Genomic DNA, 18,697 nt, shown 5'->3' with positions numbered 1-18,697 from the left:
TTTAGATTCCCAATCTTAATGTAAGCGTAAACTGTTTCGGCACCGGGACGGCCACGCCACCGGTATTGAAGAATTCCGGATCCTGGCCGTTCAGCTTCTTGTCGGCATAGATCAGGAAGAGGTTCGTGGCCTGCAGCTTCAGCGACAGATTGCTCAGCCCCACGGGCTGGTAGAGCGATTCCGGGAAGTCATAGCCAAGCGATATTTCCTTCATTCGGATAAAGTCGCCTTTGGCAACACGGGCCGAAGAGTAGTTATAAGAGTTGTAAGCTATATCCAAGTCGGTGTCGTTCCAGTTCTGCCTCTGCGTGGCGATGGCCGGTATGTCGGTCTTGTTTTCATCTCCTGCCACCATCCAGCGGTTCTTAAACTCCTTGGGAGTAGAGGTCAGGTCGTTGTAGGAGTCCTTGAAAACGGGATCCAAACGAACTACATTGCCGAACGAATAGGTGATGAACACATTCAGCGTAAGACCCTTGTAGCGGAAGATGTTGCCGAACGAGCCGGTTTCGGTAGGATCGGTGGGGCCTTCATATTTCAGGAAGTCGAGCTCCTTCTGGTTGCTCTCCTGGAAGGAGATGCCCGATATGGTGGTTCCGCCGTCCGAGGTATAGAAGGTGGGGAGGCCATGGCTGTTCAGCCCCGCGAACGGGATGGAGAAGAGCGACCTTACCGGATAGCCCTCGCGGGCAAAGCCCGTGCCGCTCACCAGGTCGATGATGCGGGTGGATGTCTCCAGGTCGGTAACCTCGTTATGGGTGTGGGAATAGATCAAGCTGGTGGTCCAGCTGAAGTCCTTCGTCTTGATGTTGGTCGTGCTCAGGCTCAGCTCCAGTCCATTCGACTTCATGGAAGCAATGTTACCATACTTCTGGATGAAACCGTCGATGCCGCCCGTTGTTGCCACACCAATGAGGTCATAGTTATTACGGCGGTAGACATCCACCGCAAAGTTGATGCGGTTGTCCAGGAAACCGGCCTCGAGCCCGAAGTTCCACTCTTTCTTCTTCTCATAGGTAAGGCTGGGGTTCGCCACATCGTCGATATACGACCCTGTCTCGCTGTCGCGCGTGAAGTATCTCCAGGGAGTCCTGCTCTTGAAAACAGCCTCTGCGTTGGTTACCGAAGGACGGTCGGCCGTGAGCGAATAGGAGACCTTGAAAGTGAGGTGGCTCAGAGCCGGCTGCAGCTTGGAGAACCAGGGTTCCTCGTGCACATTCCACGCTCCGGAAATGTTCCAGGTGGGCAGCCAGCGTGCACTACGAGCCATGCCCAGCCCGTTGGTGCCCTCATAGCGGTAAGTGCCGTTCACGGTGTAACGCCCTTTCCACGAGTAAGTGGCGTTGGCGAAGAAAGCCGCGCTGCGCACATGGGTGTTGGAGAGGGTGAAATAATCCGTGCCCTGCTCCTTGCTCTGCTTGAAGACCTGATAGGCGTAGTTGGCCACCTCGCCCATTTTGTACTGCATGCCCCAGCCGCGGGACCAGCTCTTGTGGCGGTCGTAGCTGTTGGTCTCCAGACCGCCATAGAAGTTCACGATGTGGTCTTCGTTGAAGACATCGTTGTAGGATGCCGTGGCCCGGAAGTCCCAGCCGAACATGCGGTTGTCGGTGCGCTCGTAGATACCGCCGTAAGGCAATACGGTTACAGGCAGCGCAGTCAGGTCTTCAGGGTCGGTATAGAGAAACGGGTTCTTGCTGCGGATGGTGGAAGTGCCCATCGCGCGGTATGCCTGTGCCTGGTTAGAGTCGTCCAGGATGTTGTGCTCGTTAGAAGTGGCGTCGTATTTCACGGCTCCCAGTACGGCCAGCTCCACCTGCGTGATGGGCTTATAGGTCAGGCGGCCCTGTGCACGGAAGTTGATGACGCTTAAGTCAAGATAGTTGTTCTCCAACTCGTGCAGGATGTTGAAGGGCGCGTAGTTGCGCGTGTAATAGGTGTTAGCCTCCAGCGCACGCGAGGTGTTCAACGCATAGGAATATGGGTTGATGTCAAAGTCGCGCTTCACCTCACCCGTCACGGCGTCGATCGACGAGCTCAGGGTTCCCGGGGCACGCTGCTTACGGTAGGAGGCGTTGGCTATCATGTTGAAGTTCAGCTTCTTGGAGATATCGTAGGAAGTGTTCACATTTGCCGTATAACGCTGCACCTTGCTCTGCTTGGTCCAGCCCGGGTCGAACATGGCGCTTATCGACGCATAGGTCTGCGACTTCTCCGTACCCGAGGAGATGCTCACGGAATGGTTGTGCATGATGTTGGTGGAGAAGAGCTCGCTGAACCAGTCGGTATTACGATACTCGGCTGCACGCAGATAGTCGGCAATCGCCTCCGGCGTGTTTGCGAGCGCAAACTGCCCCGTGGTATCGTCATACTGGCTCAGCATCTGATACATCTTGCCATAGATACCCGAGTCGGAAGCGTTGGCCGTACCGGCATAGGGCAGATATCCCTTCTGGAAAAGCTCCTGGTAAACGGCCATCTGATCCTGCGAGTTCATGATGTTGAACTCGGCATACGACGGCACCAGCCGCATGGTGTACTCCCCTGTATAGCTGATGTGAGCCTGTCCGGCCTTACCTTTCTTCGTCGTTACGACAATCACGCCCGCCATGGCGCGGGCACCGTAGATAGAAGTGGCAGAACCATCCTTCAGTATCTGGAAGCTCTCGATGTCGTCGGCGTTCAGTCCGGCAATGGCCGAAGAAATCAAGGTGTTGGCATCACCCGACGACAACTGGTCGGCACTGACATTCTCCACATCCTCCATGATGACACCGTCGACTACCCAAAGAGGCTTCGACGAGCCATAGATGGAGGTGGCACCACGCACGCGGATTTTCGGCGCAGTACCAAAGGTTCCCGTTACATTCTGCACGCTCACGCCGGCGGCACGGCCTTCCAGCGAGCGGCTGATGTCGGCCATACCGTCGATCTTGGCCTCCGCGGCGTTCACCTTCGTCGAGGCTCCGGTGAAGAGGCGCTTGTCAATCTTCTGCATACCGGTTACCACGACCTCCTGAAGGGTCTTGTCGTCAGGCTCAAGGACAATTCTCATGTCCTGGCGTCCCCGTAATTCCTGCGGCTTCATGCCAATGTAGCTCACCACGATGGTGGGATTGGCAGAGGATACCGACAAGGAGAAACGGCCTTCGGTGTCGGTAATGACACCTGTCTTCGTGCCCTTTACCATGACAGAAGCCCCGATTACGGGTTCGCCGTCTTCCTGAGAAACTACGGTTCCTGTAACTTTAGTTTGAGCCAGAGCCATTCCTATGCCAAGAAACAGGCAGGCCAAAAGCATCGTTAGTCTTTTTTCCATAAATTCTCTTTTTAATTATATAAAATACAAAATACATCTATTCTCATAAGGAACATTAAAAGTATGAGGAATCAGATATAAACGGCTTTCTCTCTCATTTTCCCGATTTCATCCTAAATACCCATAAATGCAAATTTACAAAAGTTAGCTTTTGATTACAAATATTTCTTTCTTTTTTGTTTGTTTTTAAACATACTTTAACTAAAACACATGCTTCACAAATTATATTTCCATTTTTTGCAGCGTGTTTTTATTTGTTTTTGCCACTTTTAAGCCCGTTATATTATAAAATAGAAAGAACTCCCTGAATATTATAAAGGCATTCAAGCCTTGGCAGAATATTAAAAATAATACAAAATTAACAAGCGGCTTCACGAGGACGGAAAACTGCCGTTTCATGAAGGCACGGCAGGCCGTTTTGCCGGAAGCGGCCTTTTACTCTCCTTTTAGCCGCTAAAAGCTTTCCTTTTAGCCGTTAGAAGGCGGGCTTTTAACGGCCTTTTACTTTCAGGGTAACGACCACCCTCGGAATGCCCTGTTTCTGCAGGTTTTCCATATAGTGGATTTCCCAAGCAGGGAGACAGCCGGAATTATCTTTCGGCTGTCTCCCTGCTATATATAATAAGGTATAATCAGGATTAATCCTGGAAGTCGAGAGTCAACTCGCCGCCCAGCAGATTGTAGCTTTTGCGATGGTAAGGACTGATACCGAACCTGCGGATAGCCTCCCGATGCTTCTTTGTGGGATAGCCTTTGTTCGACTTCCAGTCATACATCGGGTATTCCCTGTCCAGTCCAATCATGTAATCGTCGCGATAAGTCTTGGCCAGAATGCTTGCCGCCGCTATGGCCTGATACTTGCCGTCGCCTTTTACAATCGTGGCATAGGGCAGGTCATGATAGGGAACAAACCGGTTTCCGTCTACGATGACGGCCTCCGGGCGGACTTCCAGCTGGTCGAGAGCCCTGTGCATGGCAAGCAGCGAGGCCTTCAAGATATTGAGTTGATCTATTTCTTCCGCCGTTACGATTCCCACAGCCCACGCCGTGGCATCACACTGAATCTGCTCGCGAAGTTCGTAACGCTTCTTCCGGGAAAGTTGCTTAGAGTCGTTCAGGGTCGGATTGTCATAGCCTTCCGGGAGTATCACGGCAGCGGCATAGACACTACCCGCCAGACATCCACGGCCAGCCTCGTCGCATCCGGCCTCTATCAGATTATCGTAATAATGGCTCTTCAGCATTTTCTTAATGTAGTTAAGGAGTCAAAGAAGTTATCGCTTCGCTAAGAAGTTAAGCCGTTAGAACATTTTTGCAACCCGCTCGATGCCGGCTGCCAGCGCGTCGACTTCCTCCTTTGTGTTATAAAGGGCGAAGCTCGCACGCACGGTGCCGAGGATGCCAAGGCGATCCATGAGCGGCTGGGCACAATGATGGCCCGTGCGCACGGCGATGCCGAGGCGGTCGAGCAGGGTTCCCATATCCATGTGATGAATGTCCCCGACCTGAAAACTGATAACGGCATCCTTGTGCTCCGCCTCGCCGAAAATGCGCATTCCACCAATGGTCTTGAGGCGTTCGGCGGCATAGCGGGTGAGTTCCTGCTCATGCTGCTGGATGTTCTCCATGCCCAGGGCTTCCATATAGTCGATGGCCTTGGCCAGTCCGTGGGTGGCAATATAGTCAGGCGTACCGGCCTCAAACTTGAGCGGCGGACGCTCGAAGGTGGTCTTCGCAAAGCTCACATGCTCTATCATCTCGCCGCCGCCCTGATAGGGAGGCAGGCGGTCGAGCCATTCCTCCTTGCCGTAAAGCACGCCCACTCCCGTAGGCCCATACATCTTATGGCCGCTGAAGGTAAAGAAGTCGCAGTCCATCCGCTGCACATCAATCCGCATGTGAGGCGCGCTCTGCGCCCCGTCTATCATCACGGGCACGCCGTGCGCATGGGCGATGCGTATGATTTCGTCAACGGGATTGACCGTTCCGAGCACATTGCTCACCTGCGTAACGCTCACGAGGCGGGTCTTCTCACTGAAGAGGCCCTCATACGCGTCCATCCGCAGTTCTCCCCTATCGGTCATAGGAATGACCTTGAGGACGATGCCCTTCTTCTGAGCCTGCAGCTGCCAAGGCACGATATTCGAATGATGTTCCATCACGGAGACTATCACCTCGTCGCCCTCTGTCATGAACGCGTCGCTGAAAGACGATGCCACGAGGTTCAGCCCCTCGGTGGTGCCACGGGTGAAGACCACCTCCGAGGCATAACGGGCATTGATGAACGCACGCACCTTCTCACGGGCAGTCTCGTGCAGCTCGGTGGCCTGCTGCGACATCCAGTGCACACCCCGGTGCACATTGGCGTTTACATTCAGATATTCCTCACGCATCGCATCCAGCACGCACAACGGTTTCTGCGTGGTGGCGGCATTGTCAAGATAGACCAAGGGCTTTCCGTAGACCTGTCGGCTCAATATCGGAAAATCCTTACGGATGGTTTCTATATCATACATGACCGGACTTGCTTCTATAGGATTCTACTTACACGACTTGCAGCCCCCGCATCCTTTCAGCTCGCCGCGGAACCGCATTTCCACGAGATGGTGCAAGCGGTCGCGCAAAGGAGCGAGACGGATGTTGTCTATTACCTCGTTGACAAAGGCGAACTCCAGCAGCAGCTTGGCTTCCTGACGGTCGATGCCCCGCTGCCGCATGTAGAAGAGGGCGGCATCGTTCAGCTGCCCTACTGTGGAACCGTGGGAGCACTTCACATCGTCGGCATAGATTTCAAGCATGGGCTGGGTGTACATGTGCGCCGTCTTGGTGGCACAAAGATTCTGGTTGACCTCGTTGGAAGTGGTCTTCTGGGCATCCTTGCGAACCAGAATCCGGCCGGCAAAGGCTCCAGTAGCCCTGTCGTCGAGCACATATTTGTAGAGTTCATGGCTCTCGCAATGGCCCACTTGATGATCAATCAGCGTGTTGTTGTCCACATGCTGCGTCTTGTCGGCTATCACGCAGCCGTTTGCCCAGCACTCGGCTCCCTCGCCTTTCAGCATGAGGTCGAGCTTGTTGCGCGTTACGCCGTTGTGCAGCGTGATGACATTGTGGTTGAAACGGCTGTTGGCCTGCTGCTCCACATAGACATTGCTCACACGATGATTCTTGGCATGGGTCTCCTCAAGGCAATAGAGATCGAGCGTGGCATTATCTCCCACATAGACTTCTATCACCTGTGTGGAAAGGAAGTTGCGGTCATCGGCACTGTCGTCGCAAAACAACAGCTTTGCCTCCGCACCCTCTTCCATGACGATGAGCACACGGCGGTTTGCCATCAAGTCGACATCCGAGCGAAGAATGTTCACAATCTGAATCGTGCGCTCCACCTTCACATTCCGCGGCACATAGACCACGAGCCCATCCTGAGCCAGCATGGTGTTCAGGGCCGTCAATGCATCCTCACCCGTTTTGGCGAGACAGGCATAATATTTCGCGATGAAATCGGGCTTTTTTGAGGCTACGGCACTCAGGCTGTCGACGATGACACCCTCCGGAAGGGAGACCTTGGGCAAGGCCTTGGTGTAAAAAGAGTCGTTGACGACGAAATACAGGGATGTGCTCAGGTTGGGAACCCCGCAGCGAAAGACCTCATAAGGGTTAATGGGAATCTCAAGGCGGTTCAGGTTCAAGCCGTAATCCGGCTCAAAGAGCTTCTGTATATCCGTGTATTTGTAACGCTCAACCTTCTGCGTCGGGAAGCCTTGCCGCTGGAAATCGGCAAACGCCTCGTCTCTCACGGCATTCATTACTGGCACAGAATGCTCCCTGATCATCCTGCCGGCAGCATTATACAAATCGATATATTGCTTCTCGCTATTCATTACTTGCCATATTTAGCGTCAGCCCCTTCCTTGATCCAGTCGTATCCCTTGGCCTCAATCTCCTTGGCAAGCTCGGGGCCGCCGGTCTTCACGATGCGCCCGTTGTAGAGCACATGCACCACATGCGGCTTAATCATGTCGAGCAATCGATCATAGTGAGTAATCACGATGATTGACTTCTGGGGGGTAAACAGCTTGTTCACACCGTCGGCAACAATGCGCATCGCATCCACATCAAGGCCGGAGTCGGTCTCGTCCAAGATAGAGAGCTGCGGGTCGAGCATGGCCATCTGGAAAATTTCATTACGCTTCTTCTCTCCACCGGAGAAGCCCTCGTTCACGCTGCGATGGGAGAGCTTGGAGTCAAGTTCCACAATCTGACGCTTCTCCCGCATCAGCTTCATGAACTCGCTGGCGTTCAACGGTTCCAGTCCCTGATACTTGCGTTTGGAGTTGACGGCAGCTTTCATGAAATTCACCATGCTCACCCCGGGGATTTCCACAGGATACTGGAACGAGAGGAACAGGCCTTCACAAGCCCTCTCTTCCGGCTTCAGGGCAAGAAGGTCCTTGCCATTAAACGAGGCACTGCCTTCGGTAACCGTATAGAGGGGATTTCCCGTAAGTACTGCCGAGAGAGTTGACTTTCCCGAACCGTTAGGTCCCATGATGGCATGGATCTCTCCGTCGTTCACCTTTAGGTCTATGCCTTTTAATATTTCTTTGCCCGCAATCTCTGCATGAAGATTCTTTACTTCTATCATCTTATCAATTCATTATGAATTTTACATGTTGATTTCCCTTTTTACCCTACCGTGCCTTCCAACGAAACACTCAAAAGTTTCTGGGCCTCGACGGCAAACTCCATCGGAAGCTTATTCAACACCTCCTTGGCATAGCCATTCACGATGAGCCCCACGGCCTCTTCGGTAGGGACTCCCCGCTGATTGCAATAGAAAAGCTGATCCTCGGAAATCTTAGAGGTGGTAGCCTCATGCTCCACGATTGCCGTATCATTATGGATGTCCATATAAGGGAAGGTGTGCGCACCACAGTCGGAGCCCAGCAGCAAAGAGTCGCAGGAACTGTAGTTGCGGGCGTTATCCGCATTTGCCGTCGCACGCACCAAGCCCCGATAAGAGTTCTGGCTGCGACCGGCACTGATACCCTTCGAGATGATGGTCGACTTGGTATTCTTTCCCATGTGAATCATCTTGGTACCCGTATCGGCTTCCTGGCAATGGTTGGTTACCGCCACGGAATAGAACTCCGCCTGGCTATTGTCTCCCCGCAACAGGCAGGAAGGATATTTCCAGGTAATGGCAGAGCCTGTCTCCACCTGCGTCCACGAGAGCTTGGAGTTCACGCCGCGCAAATCACCTCGCTTCGTTACAAGGTTCAGTACGCCGCCTTTCCCGTTCTCATCACCGGGATACCAGTTCTGAACGGTGGAGTATTTCACCTCTGCATTGTCGTTCACGATAATCTCCACGATGGCAGCATGCAATTGGTTCTCATCCCGCATGGGTGCCGTACAGCCCTCAAGATAGGAAACATAGGCATCATCGTCGGCAATAATGAGCGTGCGTTCAAACTGTCCCGTGTTGCGGGCGTTGATGCGGAAATAGCTTGAAAGCTCCATCGGGCACCGCACGCCCTTGGGGATATAGACAAAAGAGCCATCGCTAAACACGGCACTATTGAGGGCAGCAAAGAAATTATCACGATAGGGAACCACGCTCCCCAGATACTGCCTTACCAAGTCCGGATGATTCTTAATGGCATCTCCTATCGAACAGAAGATGATACCTTTCTCTGCAAGTTTCTCCTTGAAAGTGGTCTTTACAGAGACGGAATCCATAATGGCGTCGACAGCCGTCCCGCTGAGCGCCAACCGTTCTTCGAGAGGAATGCCGAGCTTATCGAAAGTCTTCTCAAGCTCAGGGTCGATTTCCTTGTTCTTCGGCTTTTTGGCCAAAGGATCCGCATAATAGGAGATAGCCTGATAGTCTATCTCCGGCAAATGCACATGCCCCCATGTCGGCTGCCGCAGGGTCTTCCAATAGTTGAAAGCCTTCAGGCGAAAGTCAAGCATCCATTCCGGTTCTCCCTTCTTCTGGGAAATCAGATGGACGACATCTTCATTCAAGCCCTTATCTATAATCTCAGTTTGCACATCGGTAGTGAACCCGAATTTATATTTCTGTTCCGCCACCTGCTTGACAAACTCATTTTTCTCTGGCATAATTTATATCACCTGTTTTAGATAAGATAGGGACAGTCGGTTGCTCCAACTGACCCTACTTATGACATAGCAAATACCGGGCCACATTAAACAGCACCCGCCAATGTCATTAAAGTTTCTGCTCCACCTCTATCTCCGTGAAGGTCTCAATGATATCGCCTTCCTGGATATCGTTGAAGTTGACAAGGCTCAGACCGCACTCCATGCCGGTAACGACCTCCTTCACATCATCCTTGTAACGCTTCAAGGCACTGATATTAGCGGTATGAACCACAATACCATCACGCACGACGCGAGCCTTATCCTTGGCATGAACCTTACCCTCGGTAACCAGACCGCCGGCAACGGTTCCCACCTTCGAGATCTTGAATACCTGCTTGACCTGTACCTCACCCGTCGTGATTTCCTTCTTCACCTTGTCAAGCATACCCTCCATGGTCGCCTTGATATCATCAATGGCGTCATAAATGATAGAATAGGTGTTGATTTCAACGCCTTCATGCTCAGCCGCCTTACGGGCATCGACAGAAGGACGCACCTGGAATCCAACGATGATGGCACTTGAGGCACTTGCCAACATGACATCATTCTCGGAAATAGCACCCACAGCCTTGCTGATCACATTCACCTGAACCTTCTCCGTGGAAAGCTTGATGAACGAATCCGACAAGGCCTCGATACTACCGTCGGTATCACCCTTGACAATAATGTTCAGCTCATGGAACTCGCCCAATGCGATGCGATGCGAGATATCATCCAAGCCCAGCGTCTTGGTCGTACGCAACGACTGCTCGCGCTGTAACTGTTCACGCTTGTTGGCCACCTCGCGGGCCTCCTGCTCCGTTTCCAGCACATGGAATGCGTCACCGGCAGTAGGAGCTCCGTTCAGCCCCAGGATGATTGCCGGCTCGGCAGGCCTTGCTCCCTCGATACGCTGGTTTCGCTCGTTGAACATAGCCTTCACGCGGCCCCATGAAGTACCGGCAATAACAACATCGCCAACTTTCAGCGTGCCGTTGCTCACCAACACCGTGGAAACATAGCCGCGCCCCTTATCGAGTGAGGATTCTATGATCGTACCTGTTGCCTTGCGGTTAGGGTTCGCCTTCAAGTCGAGCATATCAGCCTCAAGGAGAACCTTCTCCATCAGATCCTCTACACCGATGCCTTTTTTCGCGCTGATTTCCTGACACTGATACTTTCCTCCCCACTCTTCTACCAGCAGGTTCATATTGGCCAGATCTTCACGAATCTTATCCGGATTTGCACCCGGCTTGTCAATCTTGTTAATAGCGAACACCATCGGAACACCAGCTGCCTGAGCATGTGCAATGGCCTCCTTTGTCGTCGGCATCACAGAGTCGTCGGCAGCAATGATGATAATGGCGATATCCGTAACCTGTGCTCCACGGGCACGCATGGCCGTAAAGGCTTCATGACCCGGAGTATCCAAGAAGGTAACCTTACGCCCGTTTTTCAAGGTAACGCTGTAGGCACCTATGTGCTGTGTGATGCCACCGGCCTCACCGGCTATCACATTCGTGTTACGGATATGGTCGAGCAAGGAGGTCTTACCATGGTCTACATGGCCCATCACCGTTACGATAGGAGCTCGGGAAACCAAGTCTCCTTCGTCGTCCAGCTCCACGCTGATAGCCTCTTGGACTTCTGCACTTACATACTCCGTCTTGAAGCCGAACTCTTCGGCAACGAGGTTTATAGTCTCTGCGTCCAATCGCTGGTTGATAGACACCATGATGCCGACCCCCATCAGAGTAGAGATGACCTGTGTTACGGAAACATCCATCATGGTAGCAAGCTCGCTTACGGTTACAAACTCCGTAAGCTTCAGCGTCTTGCTCTCCCTGCGCTCTGCGCGTGCCTCGGCGTCCAGTTTCTCCTGAGCGGCCTCACGCTTCTCCTTGCGGTATTTGGCACCCTTCTTGCTCTGGCTCTGTTTGTTCGTAAGGCGGGCAAGGGTCTCCTTCACCTGGCGTGCTACGGCCTCGTCGTCCACCTCAAGCGGCTTTTGGTTGCGCTTGCGGTTCTTGTCCTTATTGTTATTCTTGCCTTTATTGTTCTTACGGTTGCTTACCTCATTGGCTGCGGCATCGATGTTCACGCGCTCCTTGCTGATGCGCTGGCGCTTTTTCTTCTCGCCGCCCGGATGCTGTTGCTGAACCTTTTCCTCACGCTCCTTGCGTTTCTCCTCCTTGGTTTTCTTCTTCGGACGAGTACTCTGGTTTATGGAGTCAAGATCTATCTTGCCCAATACATTCAGATTGGGGGCGTTAAGCATCTTCTTCTCACTCTTCAGCTGATATACCTCGGGCTTTCCGCTTTCTTGGGCAGAAGCCTCAGGAGCCTTCTCCTCGATTACCGGAGCAGGGGTCTCCTCCGGTTTATCATCGGGCTTTGCTGAATCTTCTCTCTCAGGCTGTGGGGCAGGCGCCTCCACCTCCACCGGCTTCTGGACTTCCGCCTTCTCCACCTTTGCTTCAGGTTCAGGCTGAACGGCAGCAGCCTTTTCCTTCGGAGCCTCCTCTTTGGGAGGAGCAGCAATCTCCTTTTCCTTTTTTGTCATACCATCAAGGTCTATCTTGCCCAGAGGTTTATACTGCTGCTTCGATCTCAGCAGACTCTCGCCACTGTGGTCCACCGGCTGCGCCGCAGGTTTCTTCTCCTTTTGCTGCTTCTTTTGGAAGAGCTTCTCAGCCTCTGTGCGCACTTGGGCGTCTTGCTTGAAGTTCTCCGTCAGGGCATGATATTGTTCCTCGGTGAGTTTGGTGTTCGCCGTGAGGGTCTCGTCGCCCGAGAGATTCTTCTTTTCAAGGAATTCAACTGCCGTTTGAAGTCCTATGTTCAGTTCTTTGATTGCTTTATTTAATCTAATACTCATTTACTACTTTTTTACTGGTTGTTTGTTGGATTGAGGGGTACACTTTGTTATTGCTCGAATTCTGCACGAAGCACATTCAGCAGATGGTCTACCGTCTCCTCCTCAAGGTCAGCCTTCTCTATCAGCATCTCACGGGGAGCATTCAATACCTGCTTTGCCGTATCCAGACCGATGGCCTTTACCGCGTCGATAACCCACTGGTCCACCTCGTCGGAGAACTCGTCCAGATAGATGTCTTCCTCCTCTTCACCTTCCGGCACATCGCGGAATACATCGATGGTATACTCTGTCAGCATAGAGGCAAGCTTGATATTCAGGCCGCCACGGCCGATGGCCAAGCTTACTTCCTCCGGCTGCAGATAGACCTCGGCCTTGCGTTCCTCCTCGTTGATGTTGATGCTGCTCACATGAGCCGGACTCAGAGCACGCTGGATAAAGAGCTTGATGTTGGCCGTCCAGTTGATGACATCGATGTTCTCGTTACAGAGCTCATGGACGATGCCGTGGACACGGCTTCCCTTTACTCCGACGCAGGCTCCCACCGGATCGATACGCTCGTCGTAGCTTTCCACGGCCACCTTGGCACGCTCACCCGGCATGCGGGCAATCTTCTTAACGGCAATAAGCCCATCGGCTATCTCCGGAACCTCCTGCTCCAGCAGACGCTCCAGAAAGACAGGACTCGTACGGCTCAAGATGATCTTAGGATTGTTGTTCTCATTCTCCACGCGATCGATGACGGCGCGAATGGTCTCGCCCTTGCGATACTGGTCTGAAGGAATCTGTTCTGCCTTCGGGAGAATCAGTTCGTTGTTCTCGTCGTCTACGAGGAGCACCTCGCGTTTCCATATCTGATAAACCTCACCGGCGACAATCTGTCCGACGCGGTCCTTATATTTGTTATAAAGCGAATCGTGCTCCAGCTCCAGAATCTTGGAGGCCAGGGTCTGGCGCAGCGTCAGGATGGCACGCCGGCCGAACTTCGAGAAGTTCACGCGCTCCGAAACATCCTCTCCTACCTCATAGTCAGGCTCTATCTTCTGGGCTTCCGAGAGGCTGATCTCCTTGTTTTCGTCGGCCACTTCTCCGTCGGCCACAACCACTCGGTTGCGGTAAATCTCGAAGTCGCCCTTGTCAGGGTTCACGATCACATCGAAGTTTTCGTCGCTGCCATAAATCTTAGCGAGCACATTGCGGAAACTCTCCTCCAGTACACTTACCAAAGTAGTACGGTCGATATTCTTGGTTTCCTTGAATTCCTTGAAGGTGTCAATCATGCTCACCTGTTCTTCTGCATTTTTTCTTGCTGCCATAGCTTATTTGAAACTTATTAAGTATTTAGTATATTTCACTTTGTCCATCTGGTAGAGGTGGTCTACATCTTGCAACACGGCACGCTTCTTGCCTTCCATCTTTACCTTTTCTTTTGCCGTTACAACGAAGTCGTTGCCGTCCACGCTCTTCAGAAGACCTCTCACTTTCTTCCCGTCGGCATCCAGGACTTCCACTTCCTTACCTATGAAGTTGACATACTGCTGCGGAACCTTGAAAGGCTGTCCCAGACCGGCCGATCCGACCTCAAGCTCATAGTCCTCGTCATCGCGGCTCAGGCGGTCTTCGATATACTTGCTTAGCTCCACACAGTCCTCAATCCACACGCCGTCGGCATGGTCAATCTCTACGACGATCTTGTCGTCGGTGCTGATTTCAACGCCCACAAGGAAATAGTCTTTGTCGGCCAACCACTCGTCTACTAACTTTTCTACGACCTTCTTGTCTATCATACAATTTCATTTAAAATAAAATGAGGAGCTCTCTGGGAGCCCCTCATTCCACTGAACGATGCAAAAGTACGCATAATTTCCGAATAATCCAAGAAAAAGCGCAACTTTCATCACTTATCATTCCTTATTTTTTCTTCGATTGCAGGATTTCCCTGTATTTTGCCTCGTCATGGAGCAGTTTCAAGGCCTCAGCCACCTGCTTGTCGTCGCGCAGCGAATTCTCTATACTCCCCTTCTGATAATAATAAGCCGCCACGATGTCGTTCTCTATCATATGCTTGATGATGCGCTTGTTGTAGTCAAGGTCCTTGGCCACATTGTGCTTCAGCTTGTTCTCCAGAGCCTCGAATTCAGGCTTGGCCTCATCGTAATATCCTTCAAACTTAGCCAGTTCTTTCAGGTTCTTGAGATATTTCTCACTCTCACGGTCATACTTGAAATTGCTGGCCATCACTCGCTGCTTGAACTCCTCGTAGTCGGCATCGGAGAGACTGAACTCGCCCGCCGGTGCTATCGCGGGATGCCTGGCGATATAGTCTACCTCATAGTTGTGCAGCACTTCATTTGAGTCTACGGCCGCAGCCAGATAATAGGCGATGTTCGGCAGCGAGTCGGCCTTCACCTCTATGTCCGGCACGATGCCGCCCACATCCTTGACCTCACGGCCGTGCTCGGTAAGGAAAACCTTCGCCGTGGAGTCTGCTTTCTGCACCGTTGAACCGCCGCGGGCATGCTTGTAGGTAACGGCCTGGATGCATCGCCCGCTGGGAGTATACCATTTGTTGGTGGTGAGTTTCAACTGTCCGTTATAGGGCAGGTCGAGCGTCATCTGCGCAATGCCCTTGCCATAGGTGCGGGTTCCGAGAATCACTCCGCGGTCGAAGTCCTGCAAAGCCCCGCTCATGATCTCGCTGGCCGACGCCGTGTTGCCGTTCACGAGCACCACGAGGGGCATCACGGTGTCGATGGGCTCCATGCTGGTGATATAGTCGTGGTTGGCACGCTTCAGCTTGCCACGGTTGGAAACCACGAGCTTGCCCTTGGGCACGAACATGTTTACGATGTCCACCGCTTCCTGCTCGGAACCGCCGCCGTTGTTGCGCAGGTCGACAATGAGTCCCTTGATGCCTTTCTGGCGCATTTCCACATACGCACGGCGCACGGCCTTGGCACTGTTCTCCACGAAGCCGCTCAGGTTGATATATCCGATGTTGCCCTCCTGCACGCCATAGTAAGGCACGGCAGGAGTCTGGTAGATGGAGCGACGGGTAATCCTGAACTTCATCTGCCTGCCCGTGGAAGGACGGCGCACCACGAGCTCGAAGGTGCTACCTGCATCCCCGCGCAGATGCTCGCTCACATATTTGGTGTCCTTGCCCTTCATCGACTCGCCGTCGATGCTTAGGATTACATCGCCCTTCTTCAGGCCGGCCTCGGCCGAGGGAGTATTCTCATAAGGCTCGTCGACCACGGCATTCTGCAACTGGAAGTTCCAGCGGATGAGCATGCCCACCCCCACATATTTGCCCGTAATCATCGTGCGGAGCTCGTTGACATCGCTCTCGGAATAATAGACGGTGTAGGGATCGAGGCTCTTGAGCATCGACTTGATGCCGTTGCCCACCACCTCGTTGGCATCCAGCGTATCCACATACATCATGTCGAGATACTTATAGATGACATTCATCACATCCAGGTTTTTCGCCACATCGAGGTTGTGATCCTTGTTCTCTTGTGCCTCCACGGGCATTGCGCCCAGCAGGAGCAGACAGAATAGCAGTTTCTTCATATCAGGTACAAAAGTAATAATATAAGACCACATTCCCGCTAAAAGCCCTCAAAATTTATTGTATTTTAGCGATAAACCGAAAAAAAACTCTAAAAAGTTTGGTGGATTCAGAAAAACGCCTTACCTTTGCAACCGCAATTGGCAAAAAGCTTCAGTAGCTCAGTTGGTTAGAGCACCTGACTGTTAATCAGGGGGTCGTTGGTTCAAGCCCATCCTGGAGCGCAAACGGGAATCACTCGTGTGGTTCCCGTTTTGTTTTTCCATTCCTAAAAGCGGCTTCCCTGCTGACAAAATCGGCGAAATCGTCCCACAAAATCGGCGATTTCGTCAGATAAAATAAGTGAATTTACGAAGTAAAATCAGTTAATTTACCCCGTAAATTCACTTATTTTGGTTTCCTTATAGCCGTTGTTTGCGTTTCGATTAACCGAAAAAAACTATTCCACAGACAGCTTTCCGTGGAGCAGGATGTTGTCCGACGAGCTGCCCACGAGCACCTCGAAGTCGCCCGGCTCTACCACCGGCCGATAGTCCTTGCCGATGATTTCGAGGTCTTCGGGCGTGATGTCGAACTCCAGATGCTGCGTCTCACCTTTCTTTATATATACGCGCGCAAAGTGCTTGAGCTGTTTCATGGGCTGGACCACTGATGCCACCTCGTCGTGGAGGTAGAGCTGTGCCACCTCGTCGCCGTCGCGGGAGCCGGTGTTGGTGATGTCGAACGACACGCAGAAGTCCTTCTCGCCCTGCTTGCGAACCTGCAGGTTGCCGTAACTGAAGGTGGTATAGCTCAGTCCGTAGCCGAAAGAGTAGAGGGGCTGGGCAGTCATCTCCACATAGTTGTGCGCCTTCGGAGCCCGCTTGTTGTAGTAGACGGGCAGCTGGCCCACAGTTCTCGACACCGAGACGGGCAGTCGGCCGGCAGGGTTGTAGTCGCCGAAGAGCACATCGGCAATGGCCGTTCCGCCCTCCTGTCCGGGATAATAGGCCGTGAGCAGGGCGTCGGCGTGCTCGGCGGCCCATGCCTTGTCGAGGGGGCGTCCCTCTATATAGACCACCACCAGAGGCTTGCCGGTGCTGCGGAGAGCCTCGAGCAGCTTCTGCTGATGGCCCAGCAAGGAGAGCGTGGCGCGGTCGTAGCCCTCGCCGCAGTCCATGTCGGAGAGGCTCCTGGTGTCTGCCTCCGCCGCTCCCGTGGCCTTGTAGCTGGTCTTAAAGTCGCGGGCACTCGAGCCGCCCACCGCCACGACCACTACATCGGCCCGTCGGGCGGCCTGCACAGCCGCCTCGATGTTGTCGCTAAGGGTGTCGCGCACGGCACATCCCTTTACATATTCCACATTGCCCTGCGGCAGTTTTGCCTTGATTCCCATGAGGATGGTCTTCACATTGCCGTCTTCCTGCGGTGCCGTATAGTCGCCCAGCATGTTGTATATATTGTCGGCGTTAGGCCCCACCACGGCCACCTTGGCCGTCTTGTTCAGCGGGAGGGTGTGGTTCTCGTTTTTCAGCAGGGTGATGAGCTTGCGTGCCGCGTCTAAGGCCACGGCCTTGTGCTCCTCGCAGCGCACCTGCCGGGCAGCCTTCTCATCCACATAGGGATGCTCGAAAAGCCCCATCTCGAACTTCATTCGCAGCACGCGGGCACAGGCGGTGTCGACAAGTGCCTCGCTCACGAGGCCTTTCCGCACGGCATCCGGCAGCTCGGCATAGGCGCGGCCACCCAGATCCTCGTCAACACCAGCCGTGAGCGACATCACCCCGGCTTGCTGCAGGGTGGGCGCCACATGGTGGGTTTCCCAGATTCCGTCGATGCTGTAGAGGTCGGAAACCACGAATCCGCGGAAGCCCCACTGCCTGCGGAGGAGGTCGGTATAGAGTTCGCGGCTGGCCGTAGACGGAATTCCGTCGAGCGAGTTATAAGAGGTCATCACCGAGAGAGCCCCCGCGTCGATGGCTTTCTTGAACGGCGGCAGGAAGTTTTGCAGCAAGTCGCGCTGCCCGATGATGCTCTGGTTGCCGTTCTGGCCGCCCTCCGTGGTGCCGTAGGCTATGAAGTGTTTCAGTGTGGCAAGGGTGGAATAGGGCTTGGAGAGGTCGCCTCCGCCCAGTCCCCGTACCAAGGCCGCCCCCATGGTACCGGTGAGCACGGGGTCTTCACCCATGCTCTCCTCCACACGCGACCACCGCGGGTCGCGCGAAAGGTCGAGCACGGGACCGTAGCTGATGTGTGCCCCTTGGAGCCGCACTTCCTTGGAGACTACCCTACCCATGGCCTCAGCCGTCTCGGGAGAGAAGGTGGCGGCCAGTCCCAGTCCCGTGGGAAAGACGGTGGTGCCGATGGCCATGTGGCCGTGGGGAGCCTCCTCAGCCAGGAAGAGCGGTATGCCCCAGCGCGTGTGGTCCATTACATAGTCTTGGAGAATGTTTGCCGTCTTGGCAGCCATCTCCGGCGTGAGCCCGTTGGAAAGGCTCTTCTGCGTCCAGGGGTCGGCACGAAAGGTGGCCCAGAGCATGCCGATGTTGCCCTCAGCGAGGTCTTTGCGGAAGGATTCGGAAACGACGACCTGCCTGCCCAGCGTCTTATAGTAGTTCCAGGCGAGGGTGCAGCGCAGCTGGCCCACCTTCTCCTCGAGCGACATGCGGTGCAGGAGGTCGCTCACGCGCTGCTCAACAGGCAGCTTCGCATTCTGGTAAGGCAGTTTCTTCTTTGCCGTCGTGCTGAGCGCAAAGAGGCTTAGCAGGACGAGTGGGAGTATTTTCTTCATATCAATTAG

Annotated in this window: 11 protein-coding genes and 1 tRNA gene; 1 reads left to right on the top strand and 11 read right to left on the bottom strand. The window is 53.6% G+C overall.

The window, feature by feature from the left end; translation table 11 throughout:
• Position 1 precedes the first annotated feature (1 nt).
• From BM114_RS04250 to BM114_RS04205, 10 genes are all read right to left on the bottom strand, one after another.
• Positions 2 to 3,319 (bottom strand): SusC/RagA family TonB-linked outer membrane protein, encoded by a 3,318-nt coding sequence (locus tag BM114_RS04250; RefSeq protein ID WP_092110750.1) that lies wholly within the window; start codon positions 3,317 to 3,319, stop codon positions 2 to 4.
• 638 nt (positions 3,320 to 3,957) lie between these two features.
• Positions 3,958 to 4,563: a ribonuclease HII gene (locus tag BM114_RS04245; RefSeq protein WP_092110748.1), complete on the bottom strand. Its 606-nt coding sequence runs from the start codon at positions 4,561 to 4,563 to the stop codon at positions 3,958 to 3,960.
• A gap of 57 nt (positions 4,564 to 4,620) precedes the next feature.
• Complete coding sequence (locus BM114_RS04240) at positions 4,621 to 5,835, bottom strand: aminotransferase class V-fold PLP-dependent enzyme (RefSeq protein ID WP_092110746.1); 1,215 nt, start codon at positions 5,833 to 5,835, stop codon at positions 4,621 to 4,623.
• Between the two features lie 24 nt (positions 5,836 to 5,859).
• Positions 5,860 to 7,203, bottom strand: a complete 1,344-nt coding sequence (sufD, locus tag BM114_RS04235; RefSeq protein WP_092110744.1) for a Fe-S cluster assembly protein SufD — start codon at positions 7,201 to 7,203, stop codon at positions 5,860 to 5,862.
• Complete coding sequence (sufC, locus tag BM114_RS04230) at positions 7,203 to 7,967, bottom strand: Fe-S cluster assembly ATPase SufC (RefSeq protein ID WP_092110742.1); 765 nt, start codon at positions 7,965 to 7,967, stop codon at positions 7,203 to 7,205. The genes sufD and sufC overlap by 1 nt, the downstream gene beginning before the upstream one ends.
• Positions 7,968 to 8,008: 41 nt before the next feature.
• The gene (gene sufB, locus BM114_RS04225) at positions 8,009 to 9,448 is read right to left on the bottom strand and encodes a Fe-S cluster assembly protein SufB (RefSeq protein ID WP_092110740.1); all 1,440 of its coding nucleotides are present in this window, start codon (positions 9,446 to 9,448) and stop codon (positions 8,009 to 8,011) included.
• A gap of 109 nt (positions 9,449 to 9,557) precedes the next feature.
• The gene (infB, locus tag BM114_RS04220) at positions 9,558 to 12,347 is read right to left on the bottom strand and encodes a translation initiation factor IF-2 (protein WP_092110738.1); all 2,790 of its coding nucleotides are present in this window, start codon (positions 12,345 to 12,347) and stop codon (positions 9,558 to 9,560) included.
• A gap of 47 nt (positions 12,348 to 12,394) precedes the next feature.
• Positions 12,395 to 13,660 (bottom strand): transcription termination factor NusA, encoded by a 1,266-nt coding sequence (gene nusA / locus BM114_RS04215; protein WP_092110735.1) that lies wholly within the window; start codon positions 13,658 to 13,660, stop codon positions 12,395 to 12,397.
• 3 nt (positions 13,661 to 13,663) lie between these two features.
• Positions 13,664 to 14,131 (bottom strand): ribosome assembly cofactor RimP, encoded by a 468-nt coding sequence (rimP, locus tag BM114_RS04210; RefSeq protein WP_092110733.1) that lies wholly within the window; start codon positions 14,129 to 14,131, stop codon positions 13,664 to 13,666.
• A gap of 124 nt (positions 14,132 to 14,255) precedes the next feature.
• Complete coding sequence (locus BM114_RS04205; RefSeq protein WP_092110732.1) at positions 14,256 to 15,920, bottom strand: S41 family peptidase; 1,665 nt, start codon at positions 15,918 to 15,920, stop codon at positions 14,256 to 14,258.
• A 148-nt stretch (positions 15,921 to 16,068) separates the two neighbouring features.
• Between BM114_RS04205 and BM114_RS04200 the strand changes: the two genes are divergently transcribed.
• A tRNA-Asn gene (locus BM114_RS04200) sits at positions 16,069 to 16,142 on the top strand.
• A 215-nt stretch (positions 16,143 to 16,357) separates the two neighbouring features.
• On the opposite strand, the gene BM114_RS04195 is transcribed toward BM114_RS04200, so the two are convergent.
• The gene (locus BM114_RS04195) at positions 16,358 to 18,688 is read right to left on the bottom strand and encodes a glycoside hydrolase family 3 N-terminal domain-containing protein (protein ID WP_177207042.1); all 2,331 of its coding nucleotides are present in this window, start codon (positions 18,686 to 18,688) and stop codon (positions 16,358 to 16,360) included.
• Positions 18,689 to 18,697: the final 9 nt, after the last annotated feature.

Source organism: Prevotella sp. KH2C16 (assembly GCF_900113305.1).
GTDB lineage: Bacteria > Bacteroidota > Bacteroidia > Bacteroidales > Bacteroidaceae > Prevotella.
The sequence above is the reverse complement of the archived record's forward strand: the minus strand, read 5'-3'. Positions and strand labels throughout refer to the sequence as shown.

What these genes read in the sequence shown, in the direction of transcription:
- BM114_RS04205 (WP_092110732.1), bottom strand. Translation starts at nt 15,920, where the DNA reads ATGAAGAAACTGCTATTCTGTCTGCTCCTGCTGGGCGCAATGCCCGTG.
- rimP (WP_092110733.1), bottom strand. Translation starts at nt 14,131, where the DNA reads ATGATAGACAAGAAGGTCGTAGAAAAGTTAGTAGACGAGTGGTTGGCC.
- sufD (WP_092110744.1), bottom strand. Translation starts at nt 7,203, where the DNA reads ATGAATAGCGAGAAGCAATATATCGATTTGTATAATGCTGCCGGCAGG.
- infB (WP_092110738.1), bottom strand. Translation starts at nt 12,347, where the DNA reads ATGAGTATTAGATTAAATAAAGCAATCAAAGAACTGAACATAGGACTT.
- nusA (WP_092110735.1), bottom strand. Translation starts at nt 13,660, where the DNA reads ATGGCAGCAAGAAAAAATGCAGAAGAACAGGTGAGCATGATTGACACC.
- BM114_RS04240 (WP_092110746.1), bottom strand. Translation starts at nt 5,835, where the DNA reads ATGTATGATATAGAAACCATCCGTAAGGATTTTCCGATATTGAGCCGA.
- BM114_RS04245 (WP_092110748.1), bottom strand. Translation starts at nt 4,563, where the DNA reads ATGCTGAAGAGCCATTATTACGATAATCTGATAGAGGCCGGATGCGAC.
- sufB (WP_092110740.1), bottom strand. Translation starts at nt 9,448, where the DNA reads ATGCCAGAGAAAAATGAGTTTGTCAAGCAGGTGGCGGAACAGAAATAT.
- sufC (WP_092110742.1), bottom strand. Translation starts at nt 7,967, where the DNA reads ATGATAGAAGTAAAGAATCTTCATGCAGAGATTGCGGGCAAAGAAATA.
- BM114_RS04250 (WP_092110750.1), bottom strand. Translation starts at nt 3,319, where the DNA reads ATGGAAAAAAGACTAACGATGCTTTTGGCCTGCCTGTTTCTTGGCATA.
- BM114_RS04195 (WP_177207042.1), bottom strand. Translation starts at nt 18,688, where the DNA reads ATGAAGAAAATACTCCCACTCGTCCTGCTAAGCCTCTTTGCGCTCAGC.